This is a genomic window from Kribbella sp. NBC_00662 (assembly GCF_041430295.1).
Classification (GTDB): domain Bacteria; phylum Actinomycetota; class Actinomycetes; order Propionibacteriales; family Kribbellaceae; genus Kribbella.
In genome coordinates this window covers 7,573,092-7,589,657 of sequence record NZ_CP109029.1, presented here as the reverse complement: position 1 = coordinate 7,589,657, position 16,566 = coordinate 7,573,092, and the positions used below count along the sequence as shown (strand labels likewise).

10 protein-coding genes and 2 pseudogenes are annotated in these 16,566 nt (G+C 67.0%); 9 read left to right on the top strand and 3 right to left on the bottom strand.

Annotated features, from left to right (window positions below; genetic code table 11):
- The first annotated feature begins 315 nt into the window (after positions 1 to 315).
- On the top strand, positions 316 to 2,013 hold the full coding sequence (locus OHA10_RS37315) for a hypothetical protein (RefSeq protein WP_371403510.1): 1,698 nt from the start codon (positions 316 to 318) through the stop codon (positions 2,011 to 2,013).
- Positions 2,001 to 2,099, top strand: a pseudogene (locus OHA10_RS37310) (DUF2613 family protein); the annotation flags it as partial. The gene OHA10_RS37315 and the pseudogene OHA10_RS37310, both read left to right, overlap by 13 nt.
- Here OHA10_RS37310 and OHA10_RS37305 read toward each other — a convergent pair.
- Positions 2,053 to 3,234, bottom strand: coding sequence for a glycosyltransferase family 4 protein (locus OHA10_RS37305; RefSeq protein ID WP_371403509.1), 1,182 nt, complete (start codon positions 3,232 to 3,234; stop codon positions 2,053 to 2,055). The pseudogene OHA10_RS37310 and the gene OHA10_RS37305 overlap by 47 nt on opposite strands.
- A 117-nt stretch (positions 3,235 to 3,351) precedes the next feature.
- Here OHA10_RS37305 and OHA10_RS37300 point away from each other — a divergent pair, with 117 nt between their 5' ends.
- Positions 3,352 to 4,098 carry a class I SAM-dependent methyltransferase gene (locus OHA10_RS37300; RefSeq protein WP_371403508.1) on the top strand — a complete coding sequence of 249 codons (747 nt, stop codon included), beginning with the start codon at positions 3,352 to 3,354 and terminating at the stop codon, positions 4,096 to 4,098.
- The gene (locus OHA10_RS37295) at positions 4,095 to 8,204 is read left to right on the top strand and encodes an alpha-(1->3)-arabinofuranosyltransferase family protein (protein ID WP_371403507.1); all 4,110 of its coding nucleotides are present in this window, start codon (positions 4,095 to 4,097) and stop codon (positions 8,202 to 8,204) included. Before OHA10_RS37300 ends, OHA10_RS37295 begins: the two co-directional genes overlap by 4 nt.
- A gap of 23 nt (positions 8,205 to 8,227) precedes the next feature.
- Here the strand turns inward: OHA10_RS37295 and OHA10_RS37290 are convergent.
- Together OHA10_RS37290 and OHA10_RS37285 are read right to left on the bottom strand one after the other, a co-directional pair.
- A pseudogene (locus OHA10_RS37290) lies at positions 8,228 to 9,265 on the bottom strand (acyltransferase family protein); the annotation flags it as partial.
- Positions 9,262 to 11,022, bottom strand: coding sequence for a hypothetical protein (locus OHA10_RS37285; RefSeq protein ID WP_371403506.1), 1,761 nt, complete (start codon positions 11,020 to 11,022; stop codon positions 9,262 to 9,264). The gene OHA10_RS37285 and the pseudogene OHA10_RS37290, both read right to left, overlap by 4 nt.
- A 111-nt stretch (positions 11,023 to 11,133) precedes the next feature.
- On the opposite strand from OHA10_RS37285, the gene OHA10_RS37280 reads away from it, so the two are divergent.
- The 5 genes from OHA10_RS37280 to OHA10_RS37260 all read left to right on the top strand — a co-directional run bounded on the left by OHA10_RS37280 (position 11,134) and on the right by OHA10_RS37260 (position 16,563).
- On the top strand, positions 11,134 to 12,225 hold the full coding sequence (locus OHA10_RS37280) for a DUF3068 domain-containing protein (RefSeq protein ID WP_371403505.1): 1,092 nt from the start codon (positions 11,134 to 11,136) through the stop codon (positions 12,223 to 12,225).
- A gap of 469 nt (positions 12,226 to 12,694) precedes the next feature.
- Positions 12,695 to 13,642, top strand: coding sequence for a helix-turn-helix transcriptional regulator (locus tag OHA10_RS37275; protein WP_371403504.1), 948 nt, complete (start codon positions 12,695 to 12,697; stop codon positions 13,640 to 13,642).
- A 260-nt stretch (positions 13,643 to 13,902) separates the two neighbouring features.
- The gene (locus OHA10_RS37270; protein WP_371403503.1) at positions 13,903 to 14,661 is read left to right on the top strand and encodes an SDR family NAD(P)-dependent oxidoreductase; all 759 of its coding nucleotides are present in this window, start codon (positions 13,903 to 13,905) and stop codon (positions 14,659 to 14,661) included.
- Positions 14,662 to 14,693: 32 nt separating this feature from the next.
- The gene (locus tag OHA10_RS37265; protein ID WP_371403502.1) at positions 14,694 to 15,839 is read left to right on the top strand and encodes an NAD(P)-dependent alcohol dehydrogenase; all 1,146 of its coding nucleotides are present in this window, start codon (positions 14,694 to 14,696) and stop codon (positions 15,837 to 15,839) included.
- 49 nt (positions 15,840 to 15,888) lie between these two features.
- Positions 15,889 to 16,563 carry an EthD domain-containing protein gene (locus OHA10_RS37260; protein WP_371403501.1) on the top strand — a complete coding sequence of 225 codons (675 nt, stop codon included), beginning with the start codon at positions 15,889 to 15,891 and terminating at the stop codon, positions 16,561 to 16,563.
- The last annotated feature ends 3 nt before the right edge of the window (positions 16,564 to 16,566 follow it).

Genomic DNA, 16,566 nt, shown 5'->3' with positions numbered 1-16,566 from the left:
GTGTACGTCGAACATCGGCGATCAGCGCTGCCCGTTACATCTGGGGATCGCCGTTCGCGGGTGTAGGTGAAGACCGAACGCTCTCATCCCCGCGTAGTTTCGTCGGCCGAGTGAACAGAGCGCTCGAGACTTTCGGAGATGCCTGCCCGCAGCCACGTTGAAGGGGAAAGCTGCGTCGGCCGCTCTGCTGGACGCGGATCGGCAACCTAGGGCTTCTGCGGCAGCGCGAGTCTGATTTGCTTCGATGCGCCGGCTTCTACCATTGCTGAGTTCACCCTGACCCTCGTCGGTGGTGGCCGGAGGAGAGGATGAAGGGTGTCGGAGCGGTGGATGCGGGTTTGTCCGTGGCTCTGGCCTGTCTTGGTCAGTCTGTTGATCACGGCGCCGCTGCTCGCTCCGGGGTTTGTTGTCGGTTACGACATGGTGTTCGTGCCTGACCTCTCGTTGCGGCTCGACCTCTTCGGTGTTTCGACGGCTATGCCGCGGGCGGTTCCGTCGGATGTGGTGGTCGCAGTTCTGGATGAGATTGCCGGCGGCCAGGTTCTGAACAAGCTGGTCCTGGTGGCGATTCCGCTGCTGTCAGGTCTCGGTATGACGGCCCTGTGGCGAGAGCTTCGCCTCGGCGGGGCGCTGCCCGGTGCGGCGGCGGCGACGTTGTACATGTGGAATCCATTCGTCGCTGAACGTCTCCGCCTCGGCGCTTGGGCGCTGCTTCTCGGGTACGCAGCGCTGCCCTGGCTGGTGCGGTCCGCGATCAGAGTGCGCCGGGGGGAGGGGTGGGCGGGATTCGTCCTTGCATCGGCGGCGTGTGCCTTGACCGCGTCCGGCGGAGTCATCGGTCTGCTCATCGGTGGTTTGATGCTGCTCTGGCGACCGCGGGCGAAGCAGCTTTGGGTCTTGGGGACGGCGGTTCTCTTGAACGGGCCCTGGCTGGTCGCTGGGTTCACGCACGCCGGCCTCCCCACGGACCCCGTCTCAGTGGCGGCGTTCGCTGCTCGCGATGAGGGGTACGGCGGGACGCTGCCGACGTTGCTTACTCTCGGCGGCGTCTGGAATGCGGATGTCGTCCCGGACAGCCGAGGTGAGCCGGTCTCGTTGGTGCTCGCGTTCGTCGTGCTCTTGCTGTCGTCGGCGGGCATCGCACTGCAATGGAGGCGGAGTCAGCCGATCCGTGCCCTTTCGGTGGCCGCCGTAGTAGCGACAGCGATCGCCATGGCCGGAGTCATCGCGCCAGGTGCTTTCGCCCAACTGGTTGCCCATGTCCCCGGGGTTGGCCTGTTCCGTGACGGCCAGCGTTATCTCGGGCCGTTGGTGCTACTCGAAGCGATCGGCTTCGGCGCGGCCGTTGCCGCGATCGCGCAGCGCGTCCGTCTGAAGCGGGTTGTCGGTCTCACAGCACTCTTGCTGCCGATCGCCGCGCTGCCAGGGCTCGTGGCCGGCGCGGGTCTTCATGTATCGCACTATCCTGCAGACTGGTCGCAGGCCCGACAAGCACTCCACGGCCGATTCATCCCGTGGCCGTTCGAGGCATACCGCGCACCGTCGTGGAACGGCCGTCGTCCCGTCCTGGACCCGATGCCGCGGTACTTCGACCAGGCCTCGGTCGTACCTGACGAGCTGATCATCGGCGGTCGTCGTCTCGCCGGTGAGGATCCGCAGGCCGCTGAGGTAGCGAACGCCGTGCGGAAATCCATCGACGACGGCACGGATCCGGCACCTGTCCTGCTGCAGCAGGGGATCGGCTGGATCGTGGTGGATCGGGACGCAGGCGGCCCGCTGCCAGACACCATGATGAGCGGTCTGAAACGAGAGTTCTCCGGACCGTCGGTCATCGTGTACAAGCTCGACGGTACGCCGGCGCCGCAGCCGCATCCTCTCTGGCGGACGGTGGTCGTCCTCGCGGCCTGGACGGCTGCCGGAGCAACGTTGCTCGCCGCTCTGGTGTCCCTGGCGCGGCGTTGTTACTCTTCGGTTCACTTGACCGGGAGGGGACGTCTTTCATGGGATCGCTGATCGGTGCGGCAATCGCCGTACTCGCAGGGCTCGCGGTGGCTACGACGACAGTTGTCGGGGTGGTTCAGCAGGTGAAGGACGATCCGGCGCCGCCGGCCGGCCATCCGCAGGGGCAGGCCGATGTCCCGATCGTGAACTACGGCTCGAAGTAGCCAGCAACTGGTCGAAGGCCGCCGCCGCCGCACACCACGTGAATCGGTCGGCGCCGGCCAACGCTCCGTCGGACAACCGCCGCCGGAGCAGGCTGTCCTGCAGCAGTTCCATGATCGCCGTCGCGAAGTCGCTCGCGTTGTCGACGAGCGTCCCCGACACTCCGTCGTGCACGGACTCGGTCGGCCCACCCGCGCTGCGATAGGCGACGGTGGGTACGCCGTGACCGGCGGCCTCGCCCACGACGAGACCCCAACCCTCCTTGAGACTGGGCAGTGCCAGGACCCACGCTTCGTCGTACGCCGCGTGCTTGTCCTCCTCGCTCACGTGCCCGCGAAATTCGACCGCGTCGCCCAGCCGGCGTTGTTCGACGTACTCGCGCAGTTCGTCCTCCCACCACCCGGAGCCGACGACGATCAGCCTCGCGGTCGGCAGAGTCTGGCGTGCCAGCGCGATCGCCTCCACAGCGTGCTCGAGCTGTTTGTGCGGGACCAGTCGGCCCACACACACCACAGTCGGTACGTCGGCCTGCGGGCGTTGCCGCGCCGGCGCCGGATCGGCACCGTTGTGGATGACGGCGATGTCATCGACACCGAGCTCGGCGAGCTCGTCGCGGGACGCGGAAGACACTGTCACGTAAGGACAATCCCGGTACAACCGTGGAGCCAGGCGAGACTCGAGCCACCATCCCAGCCGGCCACGCCAGCCCGGATAGACGACCTGCCACTGCTCGTGGTGCACGTGATGGACGAGCACCACGACAGACCGACGCACCAGGCGGGTGAAGAACGGCAGTCCGTTCTGAACGTCGACAACGCGGTCCGGCCGATGGAACAACGCATACACGAGCCCGTGCAGATACACCGTGATCTTGGAGCCGCGGTACACGTACCGCACCTGTTCCCGACTCGCCTCGCGCGGACTCCCAGGGTACGCGGCGCACAGCACCGTCACCGACCAGCCCAACGATGCAAGGCCTTTCGCGATTTCCTCGACATACCGCTCGGAACCCCCTCCCTCCGGGTTCGTCGTGTCCCGCCAGTTCAGCAACAGCACGCTCTGCGCACGCACCTGCTCAGCCCCACCCTCTTGGTCACCTCCCCCGAGGTAATGGGCGGGGACGTTACCAAGGAGTAACGATCTCCGCCAGACCTCGGAAGTTCCGTTAATGTCCGGCGTGTGCAGGTGATGACGAATGCCACGGGGCGCGAGGAGTGGCGCGCCGATCTGGGCCGGGCGGTGCGGTTGTTCCGTGCGTTCAAGGTCGAGCAGACAGACCCGGATCGCTTCTATGAAACGCTTGCTGAAGACTCGGCGGACCAACTGGCGCAGTACGTCGACGTCGGCGGCGCGCTGATGCTCGACATCGGCGGCGGACCTGGCTACTTCGCCGATGCATTCCGTCGGGCCGGGGCGACGTACTACGCCGTCGACTCGGACCTGGGCGAACTCAGCGGTCGGGGCGAGCCTGCGCCGGGCACTGTCCTGGGAAGCGGAATGGCCCTGCCTGTGGCCGACGCCGCAGTGGATATCTGCTTTTCCTCCAACGTGCTCGAACACGTCCCTGCGCCTTGGCTGATGGCCGACGAGATGGTGCGAGTCACCCGGCCCGGAGGAACGATCTTCCTGTCCTACACCGGCTGGTGGGGACCGCACGGCGGCCACGAGACCTCGCCGTGGCACTACTTCGGCGGACATCGCGCGGCCGGCCGCTACGAACGGCATCAGGGTCATCCGCCCAAGAACAGGTTCGGTGAATCGCTCTTCCCGATCACGGTCGCCGCGGGGCTGCGCTGGGCGCGCAGTTGCCTCGATGCGGAACTGGTCGCAGCTTTGCCGAGATACCACCCCCGGTGGGCGTACGGCGTACTCGCACTGCCTGGTGTCCGTGAGGTCGTGGCCTGGAATCTCGTTCTGGTGTTGCGGCGACGATGAGTGAACCGGGGGGACGTGGTTCGGGGGAGGTGGTCTGGCGGGCGCGGATCACCGTTGCATGCCTTGTGCTGACAGCGCTCTGCTTCCACCAGGCGCCCGGCAAGATCGTCCCGGACACGAAGCTCGACCTGACTGCCGACCCTGGTGCGTTCCTCGGTCGCGCGTTGCACCTCTGGGACCCACAAGGCGCATTCGGCCAACTGCAGAATCAGGCGTACGGCTACCTGTTGCCGATGGGACCGTTCCATTGGCTGCTCGACATGCTGTCGGTGCCGGACTGGATCATCCAACGACTGTGGTGGTCGCTGGTCCTGTGTGTGGCTCTGGTGGGTGTCTGGAAGCTGTGCAATGCCTTGCAGTACGGCGTTCCGTGGACACGCTTCGCTGCGGCGTTGCTGTACGCGCTGAGCCCACGCATGCTCGGCGAGCTGTCGATAACGTCCATCGAGGTATGGCCCATCGCGATGGCCCCGTGGGTGCTGCTACCGCTCGTCACCCCGCGGGCTCGATCGTTCTGGTGGCGTGCCGGTTGGTCTGCCGTGGCGTTCGCGCTGGTCGGTGGAGTGAACGCGGTGGCAACCGGAGCGACTCTGGTGCTGCCCGCGTTGTGGCTACTCACCAGACGATTCGATCGCTCGACGGTGAAGGTTGCGGTCAGCTGGCTTGTCGGCGTCGTAGCGGTCTCGTTGTGGTGGCTGGTGCCGCTCCTACTGCTCGGACGGTACAGCCCGCCGTTCCTCGACTGGATCGAGAACGCTGCGGTCACCACTCGCATGGCGAGTGTCTTCGAGTCCTTCCGGGGTACGTCGCAGTGGCTGAACTTCCTTGCCGGCAACGGTGGTCCCAGTTGGCCGGCGGGCTGGCTTTATGTCACGCAGCCGATGCTCATCCTCACAACGTCACTGGTGGCGTTGCTCGGTCTCCTGGGCCTCGCGATGGGATCCCTCAAGCATCGAGGCTTCCTGCAGCTATCACTGGTCGTCGGCCTGCTGCTGGTGACTCTCGGCCATGTGGGTGCGGCAGGCTCGCCGTTGGCGCCGCAACTGCAGGACCTCCTCGACGGACCGCTCGCTGCCTTTCGCAATACGCACAAGTTCGAGCTCGTCGTCCGGCTGCCGCTGACGCTCGCCGCCGCGCACGCGCTTGCCCGGCTGGCCAGTTGGTCGGTCTCCCATCGCATCCATCGCCGAGTCGTCCCTGTCCTGGTGTCCTGCCTCGTGGTCTCTGTCGCCACTCCCGCGATCGTCGGTCAGCTGCCCAGACCAGAGGGGTACGACGCCATTCCCGGGTACTGGCGTGAGGCCGCGACCTGGCTCGACACCCAGCCCGGGGACGGCAGCGTCCTCGTCGTACCTGCTGCGTCGTTCGCGGATTTCACTTGGGGTTCGACGAAGGACGAGCCGTTCCAGGCGCTGCTGAAGCGGCCGATGGCGGTGCGAGACGCGGTGCCGTTGGGGTCAGCAGGTGCGACCAGATGGCTGGATGAGATCGAGCGGCGGCTCGGCTCGGGCGTCGGCGACAGGACCCTGCAGCAGGCACTCCAGCGGGCAGGCGTGAGGTACGTCGTCGTACGCAACGATCTTCGGTACGACGTGCAGATCGCATCCACCATCGCCGTACACGAGAGCCTGGCCGAGTCCGGCATCGGGCGGGTCGCTTCCTTCGGTCCACCCACGGGGAGCCGGATCGAGCAGCCCGGTGTCACGCTCGACGGTCACACGCGCTTGCCCTACCCGAGTGTGGAAATCTACGACGCCGGCCGGACCGATGCCGGCCGGCTGGTACCGCGGTCGCGGCTTGTCGAGGTCCGTGGAGCGGCCGAGGATGTACCGGTTGCGTTGACCGCGCTGGGCGATGATCGGGAAGCAATCACCAGCTCCGATGCGGCAGGGCGGCTCGATGGTCTGCCCCTGATCGAGACCGACGGGCTGCAACGCCGGGAGGTGTCTTTCGGTCGTCCGGCCGAGAACTACTCACCGGTGCTGACAGCAACAGATCCGGGTCGACAGGGTCGACGCGTCCTTGGGTATCAACTCGATGGTGCGTCGCCGCCGACGACGCGGACCTGGGCCGGTGGCGTCGTCGACGTACGGGCGTCGTCGTCGGCCGCTGACGCCGATGCCTCCTTGCGCACCGGACCTGGCAACGGCCCGTTTGCCGCGGTGGATGGCGATCCGACGACTCGGTGGGTCTCGGGCCGCTTCGGTCGTGCCACCGGTGAGTGGCTCGAGTTGACGTTCGCGGAGCCACGGACGGTCGAGGGTCTCAAAGTGCAGTTCTCGTTGGACCCGCCAACGACCGAGCCGGTGCGGACGCTGCAGGTGGAGACCGACGCCGGTTCGCTGACCTCGGCGGTGTCGGGATCGGGGGATCCGCAGAGCGTTCCCGTGCCACCGGGCACTACGCAGCGGCTGCGATTGAGCATCGGAATGACCGACGGCAGACAGGCGGGCGGAGTGTCGATCGCCGAGGTGACACTGCCTGGGATGGCAGCCATGAACAGGTTGTCGGTCCCGGCGTCAGCACGTCAGCCGAGCGCGCTGGTCTTCAGGAACCAGCAGATCGGGCGGTCGTCCTGCCTGCACGTGGACACCCGGCCGCTGTGTCGACCGAGTCAGGCCGAAGACTCGGAGGAGCCGACCGGGCTGCTGCGGAGTATCGAGCTTCCGAAGACCGCGTCGTACCAGGTGCAAGGGACTGCTCTGCCGCAGGACGGCGAGGCGCTCGAGCGGTTGCTGGCTGTGCCCGGCGGGATCAGTGCGACGGCATCATCGCGGGCGGTGGCTTCGCCGGAAGGTCGGCCGGGCGCGGCGGTGGATCGGGACCTCGGCACCGGGTGGGTGGCGGATCCGGACGATCCCGCTCCCAGTCTCACCCTGAGGTTGCCTCGAGACCGCAGTCTGACCGGGCTGCAGTTCCTCGGTGATCCGTATCTGACGGCGTCGCGACCGGCTGAGGTGTCACTGCGGTTCGACGGTGGTACAGCGACCCGGAGCGCAGTCGACGCCGAAGGGTACGTCCGCTTCGCCGCCCGGAAGGCGCGCCTGGTTCAGGTGGACTTCGTCGCGACCAGACCACAACTGGACTTCGACTCCGCGACCGGCTACTCGCAGACCGCGCCGGTCGGCGTGGCGGAGGTGCGCGTGCTTGGTGCGGAGGACCTGCGCAGGGGACTCGATCCGAACCGTCGGATCGGGGTGCCGTGTGGCTTCGGACCAGGTGTCCGAGTCGACGGTGTGCCGGCGGGCACCCAGGCCACGGCTACTGTCAGGGACCTGCTGCAGCGGCGACCGGTGACCTTCAGCGGCTGCGGTAGGGACACGAAGGTCTCCGTGCTGTCCGGCCGACACTCCGTGGACGTTCTGGCCGGCGGCGGTCTTGTCCCGATTGAGCTGAAGCTGAGTACCCCCAGCTCTCTCGCGTCCCCGGCTCAAGGCGTCAAGGTGTCGCGGAACAGCCCTGCCGAGTTGAAGCTCGACCTACCCCCGGCGGCGGAGCAGTCGGTGCTCACGGTCGCGCAGAACTACAACGAGGGCTGGGAGGCGTACGACGCAGTCGGCCACCAACTCACGCCGATCCGCGTCGGCGGATGGCAGCAGGGCTGGCTCGTGCCGGCCGGACAGGCGCAGGTGGTGACAGCCCGCTTCGGGCCTGACGGCAGCTATCGGACCGGCCTCCTCCTGGGGCTGCTCGCTCTGCTGTCGGTGCTGGTGCTGGCCTTGTTGTCCCGGCGCTCGAATCACCTGGTGCAGCAGCTCGTTGGTCGACGGACCCTCCGCCATTGGGCAGTCCTCGGCGTCGGGCTGGTGGCGGGAACGTTGATGGCGGACTGGGTCGGCCTCGGTGCAGTCTCGTTGGCAGCACTGTGCGCGTGGGTGTTGCCTCGAAGGACAGTGCTTGGACTGATCGCAGCAGTGGTGCTTGTCGGGACGGTGGTCGCGGCAGCTCAGCCTTGGCCTGGGGGAGATGCCGGAGTGACCTCGGCTGCTGTCCAGGCGTCGGTGCTGTTCGGCTGTGCGCTCGCGTTGCTGTCAGCCTTTGCGGGGGAGACGTCGTACCGGCTGTCTCGTCTGCCCCGGCGCATGATCGGGCGCTCCACCCCGTAGTAGCTCGCCACGGCGACAACGACGGAGATGAAGAGGGTTGACGCGAAGATCGGGACGAACCGGCCGCTGAACAGGGTGTAGCCGGTGAGCTGCTCGATCAGGCTCAGCACGATCAGGTGGTACGCGAAGACGCCGTACGAGATGTTGCCGGCGACATGACCGGCGCGGCCGCCGAGCAGCCGGGCCGAGCGAGTCGTCGGCGTCAGCGCCGGGAACAGCGCACAGGCCGCGACGGCCGTGTAGAGCAGGCTCTTCATCAAAGCCTGTGCAGGTGTGGGCGCGGACAGGTTGTACGGTCCGGCGATCGGAGTCGTGGCTATCAGCAACAATGCTGCGGCAGCCGTCCAGACCGTACCGGGGATCTGGGCCAGGGTGTCGAGAGTGGGTGTCGTCAGCTGTCCGCGGGACCGGGCGACCTGCCACAGTGCGAAGCCCATGCCGACCGCGAACCAACCGAGGTACCCCGGCAACCAGAGGCCTGCCTGTGGGTGACCGGTGGCGTTCACGCCCGCCATCCACAGCGGACCGAGTGCGGCGAGTGCGGCGAGGACGGCGATTCGCCCAGCGACAGTGCGGCGCGTCGGACGGCTGCTGCCGGCGAGCACCCTGGCGAGTGCCGGCAGTAGTAGGTAGAACGCGACCTCGGTCGCCAGGCTCCACATCTGCGTGAGGCCGTCGGCGGGAGGACTGTCGAAGTAGATCTGGGTCAGAGTCGCGTGTTGAAGATAGGTGGCCCAGGTGACTCCGTTCTTGTGCGGAACGAGGAGGGCCGACAGCAGTACAGCGATCCACAGCGCCGGAAGGATCCGGAGTGCGCGATTGCGGAGGTACGGCAGCAAGCGTGGCGGCTCGGTGCCGTCGAACCAGGCCGCCGCGTGCGGGCGATAGAGCAGGAACCCGGAGATGGCGAAGAAGATGGCTACACCGACGTCCAGCCGGGCGAGGAGTCCGGCGAGCGGGCCGTTCAGCGACGTACCGGTGTGGAACCCGACGTGTGTCGTGAGCACCGCGAGTGCGCCGATGGCGCGCAGCCCGTCCAGGGCGGCGAACCGGGTCTTCATCGAGGCAGTCCGATCTGAAGGTCTGTGACACACAGGTTGCTTGCCGGATCGGCGGACCGGAGCCGCAGTTCGGTGGCGCGGATCCGCTGCGACGGGCCGAGGTACATCGTGGTGGCGCCGGCTGGCCAGTTCCTGGCAGGCAACGCTGTCACCGCTCCGTCGGCGTCGAGTAGCTCGATCGAGACCTCGTTCTCTCGGTTCGAGAAATAGGCCGCCTTGACGAACCACTCCGCGACCGCGACCTCGTTCTGGGTCGGACTCAGCTCGATGGTCAACGGCTCGGTGCCGCGGAGCAAGAAGTTGCAGAAGGCGTTCGGCGCAGCTGGTGCTGCGTTGCGGGACCACACCGCGAACGAGGCCGGCCGGATGTGTCCCGTGTCGTCGACGATGAGTGGCTCGCTGCCCGGCTCCTGCACCCGGAACTGCCGACCGGCCATTTGCAGAACAGGGGACAAGCGACGGTCCGACATCAAGGCGGTGCCGATGGGCTGCGGCATCGCGGTGTCCCACAGGTTCACGTTGGTGCCGGTGCGGTCGAGCTCCGCGTCGACAGTCGCGAGGTACGCCTTCGCCGGGTTGTTGCCCCACTGCTGGGCGAAGCCGGCGTCCGAGACGATCGCTCCGGCGGCGAAACCCACCAGGACCAGCACGGGGACGAACGCTCGCACCTGCCGGGCCGAGAGCACGACGGCCAACGTCAGCGGGATCGAGAGATCGGACCAATAGTGGTAGTGCACCGTGAGTACGGAACCGAACGTGGAGAAGCGTCCGTACGCTACGAGCGCGACTGTGGCCGGCACATAGCCGGCGACTGCGATCCAGAAGAGCAGCGCGCGGCGGTCGCGCCGCCACGCGACCGTCCACAACAGCGCGGTGAGCAATCCACCGGCCAACAGCCCCGCGAGCGGTGGCGCGGCGAGGCTGAACGCCTCACCCGTCTTCGCCCAGGTCCACGGTCCTCCGACGACGGCCGACAGGGGTACTTCGAACCCGCGCCCGAGGAGCCCGACCAGGTCGGCAACTGCTGGTACCTGGCCTCGCGACGGGTCGGCCTGGGTGATGTAGAGGAGTCCGAATCCGACGACGGCCGCGCCGAGCGCCGCCGCGAACGGCCACGTCCGCCGTAGCCATTGACGGAAAGGTTCATCCCGGAGGTACAGCGCCAGCGCCGCGACGCTCAGCAGGATCAGGCCTGACTTCTCCCAGCAGGCAAGGGACATCAGCAGCGACAGGGGGCCATAGGCAATGGCGCGGCGGCGATGGCCGTCGTACCAGTCGATTGTTGCGTGCAGCAACAGTAAGCCGAAGACGTGTGCGGACAGGTTGTTGACGCCACTGGACAGCGACATGAATGACGGCATGCTGACCGGCATCAACGCGTAGACCGCCGTACCGAGAATCACCCACCAGGTCGGACCCAGAATGCGGATCAGGAGCAGGCCCATCAGCGTGATCGCGAGCGCCTGCATCAGGATCCGCCATCCGACGGTCAGGTTGTAATTCAGCGGGGCGACAGTTGCGAAGGTCGCGTACACGAAGCGGAGGCCGGGCGCGATATGGTCGTTCACCGGTTGGAGCAGTTCGTGCGGCGCGAAGCCACGGCCGCCCTGCACCAGGAAGTCGAGATCGTCGGACAGCCATGAACCGCGCCGCGCAAGCAGGCCGAGGACGGTTGCTTGCAGCACGGCCAGCGTCACCACAATGCCCCGGAGAACCGATGTCTCCGGCCCCTTCGGCAAGCGTGAGATCCCCCTCATGGAGCGGGACTATATGCCAGTTCGACGTCCCGCGAATTCGTCGTTGTCGTCGTCTTCTCAAAGCCACTTACTCACTGGTAGGGTCCCGCGAACAGACCGGGAGGGGATGCAGTGGGGACTCGTATTCGTGCGGTGCTGATCGGGCTCGGGGTGTTCTGCGTCGGCGTCGCGGCGCTGACGAAGTTCTACGCCTATCCGGCATTGGCGGTCGCGCCCGCGGATCAGATCGCGCACACGGTGTCGGAGGGTCCGGATGCGACGATCTTCAGCGTCGCGGACCTCAAGGTGAAAAGGAACGTAGAACTGGAGGCCCGCCGCACGGTGCGCGGTGACGTGGTCGCGGCCGAGAAGATCAGCAAGGCGCTGAACCGCAAGGTTGTCGTGTACGACACGGCAGTGGTGACGGACGACTCGAAGAACTACCAGTTCCCCGACAAGGCATCGAAGACTGCCGAAATGCCACTGAGCTTCGTCCAGGAACGCGTGGTGCTGGATGCACGCACCGGTGAGTCGGTGCGGTGGAACCCGTCGGGCAACGACGACAGCGGCGAGTACGTCACAACCACGCTGGAGAAGGCGGATCGGCTCAGGCCCGACCCGAAGAGCGCGCTGTTCAAGGGGCACGAGGGCCTGGTGCTCAAGTTCCCGTTCGGCACCGAGAAGAAGACGTACAACTTCTGGGACACGACGCTGCGGAAGGCATTCCCGATCCAGTTCAAGCGCGAGGACGAGCTCTACGGACTGAAGGTGTACGTCTTCGAGCAGGACATCCCGAAGCAAGAAGTCCCCCAGGCCAAGGCGCTGCTGGTTCCCGGGACCCTGGTCGGCGAGCCAGGGAAGGACTCGGTCCAGGCGCAACGCACGTACAAGAACACCCGGACCCTGTGGATCGAACCGGTCACCGGCGCGATCATCAAGGGCAAGGAACAGCAACTTGCCACCATCGCCTACAACGGTGCCGACAAACTGACCGCCACCCAGGTGTCGATCGAGTACGACGACGCAACAGTGAAGAAGAACGTCAAGGGCGCGATCGAGAACGACCTGGCGGAAGGCGGCTACCAATCCAAGGCCGGCCAACTCCACGCCATCGGCTTCTGGGTACCGCTCGTGTCACTGATCGTCGGCCTGCTCCTCCTTGCCTTCGTCGGCTTCGGCTACACGAGATTCGGACGCCACACGTCGAACAGTGTGAGCGAGTAGCTACCTGGTCGCGGACGCCGAGTATGCGACAGCCGACGAGCAACCGCCGCCCTGGCGACGAAATTTCACCGGCGTTCCCCGTGCACGAGACGACATCGCAGCGCAGCTGCTCGGCCACCTGAATCTCGACACCACCCGCGGCTACACCGGGATCTTCCCTGAGGAGGTCGTCGCCGCGGACCAGCACTTCATCGAGCGACGCCGCGCCTCTCGGCCGTTCGGGGAGATGCGGCCGGCCACAAGCGAGGAGTGGACCGAGTTCGAGAACCACTTCCTGCTGCGCAAGGTCGCGCTCGGGGACTGTCACCGCCCGCGTCGAAGCTGAGCAGCAACTGGGGAGGTCGACGGGGGCCGACGTACTGCCTGCTCAGTGAGCCGCTGGGCAGGGTCGGCCGCACCGCTGGAACTGGTACTGGCAGTACGCGTTAAGGCGGCCCCTTGTGTCGTTGTCGCGGGCAGAATGGGGAACATGACGACGTCGGGAGGGCTGCGCGAGTTCCTGACATCGCGTCGCGCACAGATCGATCCGGAGACGGTCGGGCTGCCGCCGTCGCCTATCGCGCGGCGGGGGCGCGGCCTGCGCCGCGAGGAGGTCGCTGCGCTGGCCGGCGTCAGCGTGGACTATTACGCCCGGCTGGAGCAGGGGCGCATCGGCAACATCTCTGATCAGGTGCTCACCGCGATCGAGGACGCGCTGCGGCTCGACCCGTTGGAGCGTGAGCACCTGCGCAGCTTGGTTGGCAACGCACCGGCACCGCCGCGGCGCAGCAGGCCTGTGGCACAGCCGAAGGTCCGGTTGGGTCTGCGGACCTTCGTCGACGCGATTGATCCTGTGCCTGCCATGCTGCAGGGCCCCCGGATGGAGATTCTGGCCTGGAACCGGGCTGCGACCATCCTGCTCACCGACTTCGGGGCCATGCCCGCCCGCGACCGGAACGTGGCCCGGTGGCTGTTCCTGGACCACTCCAACCGGGTGCGCTACCCCGACTGGGAAGAGGTCGCGGCGCCCACGGTCGCCGCGCTGCGCGCGGCCCGGAACCCGAGCCGGCCGGATGAGGCGCTGGAGCAACTTGTCGGGGAGTTGTCGGTGGCGTCCGAGGAGTTCGCGCGGTTCTGGGCCGACTACCGCCTGTTCAAGCACGGGCACGGCACCAAGCGCATCTTCCATCCCGCCGTCGGGGTGATGAGCTTGAACTACGAGACCCTCGACATCCCCGATTCCGGCGGGCTGTTTCTCTCGACGTACACCGCCGACGTCGGCTCACCCGCAGCCGAGAAGCTGAGCATTCTGATGAGTTGGGGCAACAGTCCGGACGAGGCGGACCCGGTCGCGGCAGACGCGGTCGAGAGCGAGGCCGATCAGCGTAGGCCGCACCCGGCCGACACGTCCCACCAGCCGACGAAATCACAGCGTTGATCCCGTCGGTTCGATCGACTCGCGCGCCCCGCGCCATCTGAGGGCAGTGACCAAGGGATCGATCGGGGCGAGATTGCGGCATCACGATCCCTCGAATCCCGTTCGACCTGGTCACGCCGCGCCCTGCTTCTGAACCGACTCCCTGGCCTAACAGGCACTCGTAGTACCAGGTCAAGGGGTGCGGGCTAAGTCGCCCAATCTTGCCTCTGCGGATGTTTGGCTCATTGAGAACGCACAGCCGAACACCGAGAGAAGAGATCATGTCTGAGAACCTGAACGGCACCGTCGCAGTCGTCACCGGCGCATCGAGCGGTATCGGCCGGGCGACCGCCCGCCGCCTGTCCGCCGCCGGCGCCACGGTCGCCCTCATCGCCCGCCGCGAGGACCGCCTGCGGGACCTCGCCACACAAATCCAGGCCGACGGCGGAACGGCCCTGGTCATCGGCGCTGACCTGACCGATGCCGACGCCGCCACCTCGGCGATCGAGCGCGTCGTGACCGAGCTCGGGCGCCTTGACACGCTGGTCAACGCAGCGGGAACCATGCTCAACGGTCCCTCCGACGCCTCACCGCTCGACGAGTGGGACCGGATGGTCGACATCAACCTCCGCGGCCTCCTGTACGTCACCAAGGCCGCGCTGCCCCACCTGCTCAAGGCTGCGACCAGCGGCTCGCGTTCAGTCGCCGACGTCGTCAACATCTCGTCGGTCTCGGGCCGCGTGGCCGCACCGGGTGTCGCCGTCTACACCGCCACCAAGTTCGCCGTGACCGCGGCGACCGAGGCGTGGCGCCAGGAGTACACGACCCGCAACGTCCGTTTCTCCGTCGTCGAGCCCGGCCGGACCGAGAGCGAGCTGTTCGACCAGAAGGAAGGCGCCGCCGAGGGATTCAACGCCATGTTCGGCGAGGTCGAGGCGCTGCACGCCGAAGACATCGCCGAAGCCGCCGCGTTCATCGTGACCAACCCCCGCCGGGTCGCCGTCAACGAGATCGTCGTCCGGCCCACCGACCAGCCCTAGTCCCACGCCAGACGCGTCAGGAGGAAACAACCATGACCTCAACACATGCCGCCGTCATGCGGGACGTGAAGACCATCAGCCTGGAAGATCTGGACGTCGGCCAGATCCGCGACGACGAGGTTCTGGTGCGGATCGAGTCCGCAGGGATCTGCGCTACCGACATCGAGATCCTGGACGAAGGATTCGACGCGCTCGCCACCCCGCCGGTGGTCCTGGGACACGAGGGCGCCGGTGTCGTCGAGCAGATCGGCAGCGCCGTGACCGGGCTGGAGCCCGGCGACAAAGTGCTGCTCACCAGCGCGAACTGCGGGCGGTGCCGGGCCTGCGAGTCAGGCAAACCGGCGTACTGCGAGCACCACTACGACATCAACTTCTCCGGGGGGAGAAGCGACGGTTCGACCTCCCTGACCGACGATAACGGCCGGCCCGTCCACAGCCACTTCTTCTACCAGTCGTCGTGGTCCACCTACGCCGTCGCGCACGCGACCAGCACGATCAGAGTGTCACCCGACGTCGACCCCGCAGTCCTCGGACCGTTCGGCTGCGGCGTCCGTACCGGGGCCGGTTCGGTCCTGGACGTTCTTCAGGTGGCGCCAGGCTCCTCGATCGCTGTCTTCGGCCTCGGCGCCGTGGGTCTGACGGCGATCATGGCAGCGAAGGTGGCCGGCGCGAGCACAATCATCGCCGTCGCCCGCAAGAAGCCTCAGCTCGACCGGGCTCTCGACGTCGGCGCGACCCACGTCATCGACACCACCAGCACCGATGACGTGCCGGCAGCGGTGCGCGCGATCGTCGGCGGATCAGGGGTCGACTTCAGCCTCGAGGCCACCGGAAACGCGGCAGTGATGCGGACCTCCGTCGAGGTGCTCGGCGAGATGGGTCATGCCGTCATCACGGGAGTCGCTCAAGGACAGACCCTGGAGTTCGACCCCTGGCTCCTGCTCGGCGGCCGCAAGGTCAGCGGGTCGACGCTCGGCGACAGCGCCCCGTCAATCCTGCTGCCCCGCTTGGTCGACCTCTACCTCCAGGGCCGGTTCCCGATCGACAGGATCGAGACGCACTACCCCCTGGACGACATCGAGAAGGCCCTCGCCGACTCCCGCTCCGGCGCTGTCGCGAAGGCAGTGCTGCACCCCTCAGCACCGGGCGCCGCCGGGCAAGGCCGGCGCGACGGCTAGATCGCTCGGGTCGCGCCGCACCTCACCACGAAGTCATCGAGAGGACATCATGCAAGGACAGGTCAAGCTCCTCATCCTCACCCCACCGAAGGCCGGCCTGACGCCGCAAGAGTTCCAAGACCATTGGAGACATCCCCACGGCACGCTGTCACGCAGCATCCGGCTGATGCGCCACTACATCCAGAACCACCGGATCCTCGGCGCGGCCGACATCAGCGGCGACTCGCCCTACTACGGCATCGGCGAAGTCACCTTCGACAACCTCGAAGCGAGCCAGAGTCTGGCCGACGACCCGGAGTACTCCAACAACGTGCAGCCCGACGAAGCCACCTTCGTCGATCAGGAAAACTTCGAGTTCGTCGCCGTCACCGAGAACGTGATCCCACCAGGATCCGCGGTCACCGCACGAACCCTCGCCGACCGCACCTGGTCCGACCGCGACGCACCCAGCTTCGTGACGCTGTTCGAGATCATCCGCCGCGACACATCCGCATCCACGCCGACACCCACGACAGCTGCAGCGCTGGCCGACCAACTCGGAGCCTTTCGGGCGATCGTGAACATCCCCGTCGATGATGACGGGCCGGTCGCGGAGATCCGTCAGTACATCTGGCCCACCCTGACTGCGTTCCAGCAAGCGACCGCGGACGGCGCCGGCGCTCTCGCCCTCGCCCACATCCAGCAGGGCGAACGAGTCCTGACCCTCTCCGAGCGCGCGATCTGACCG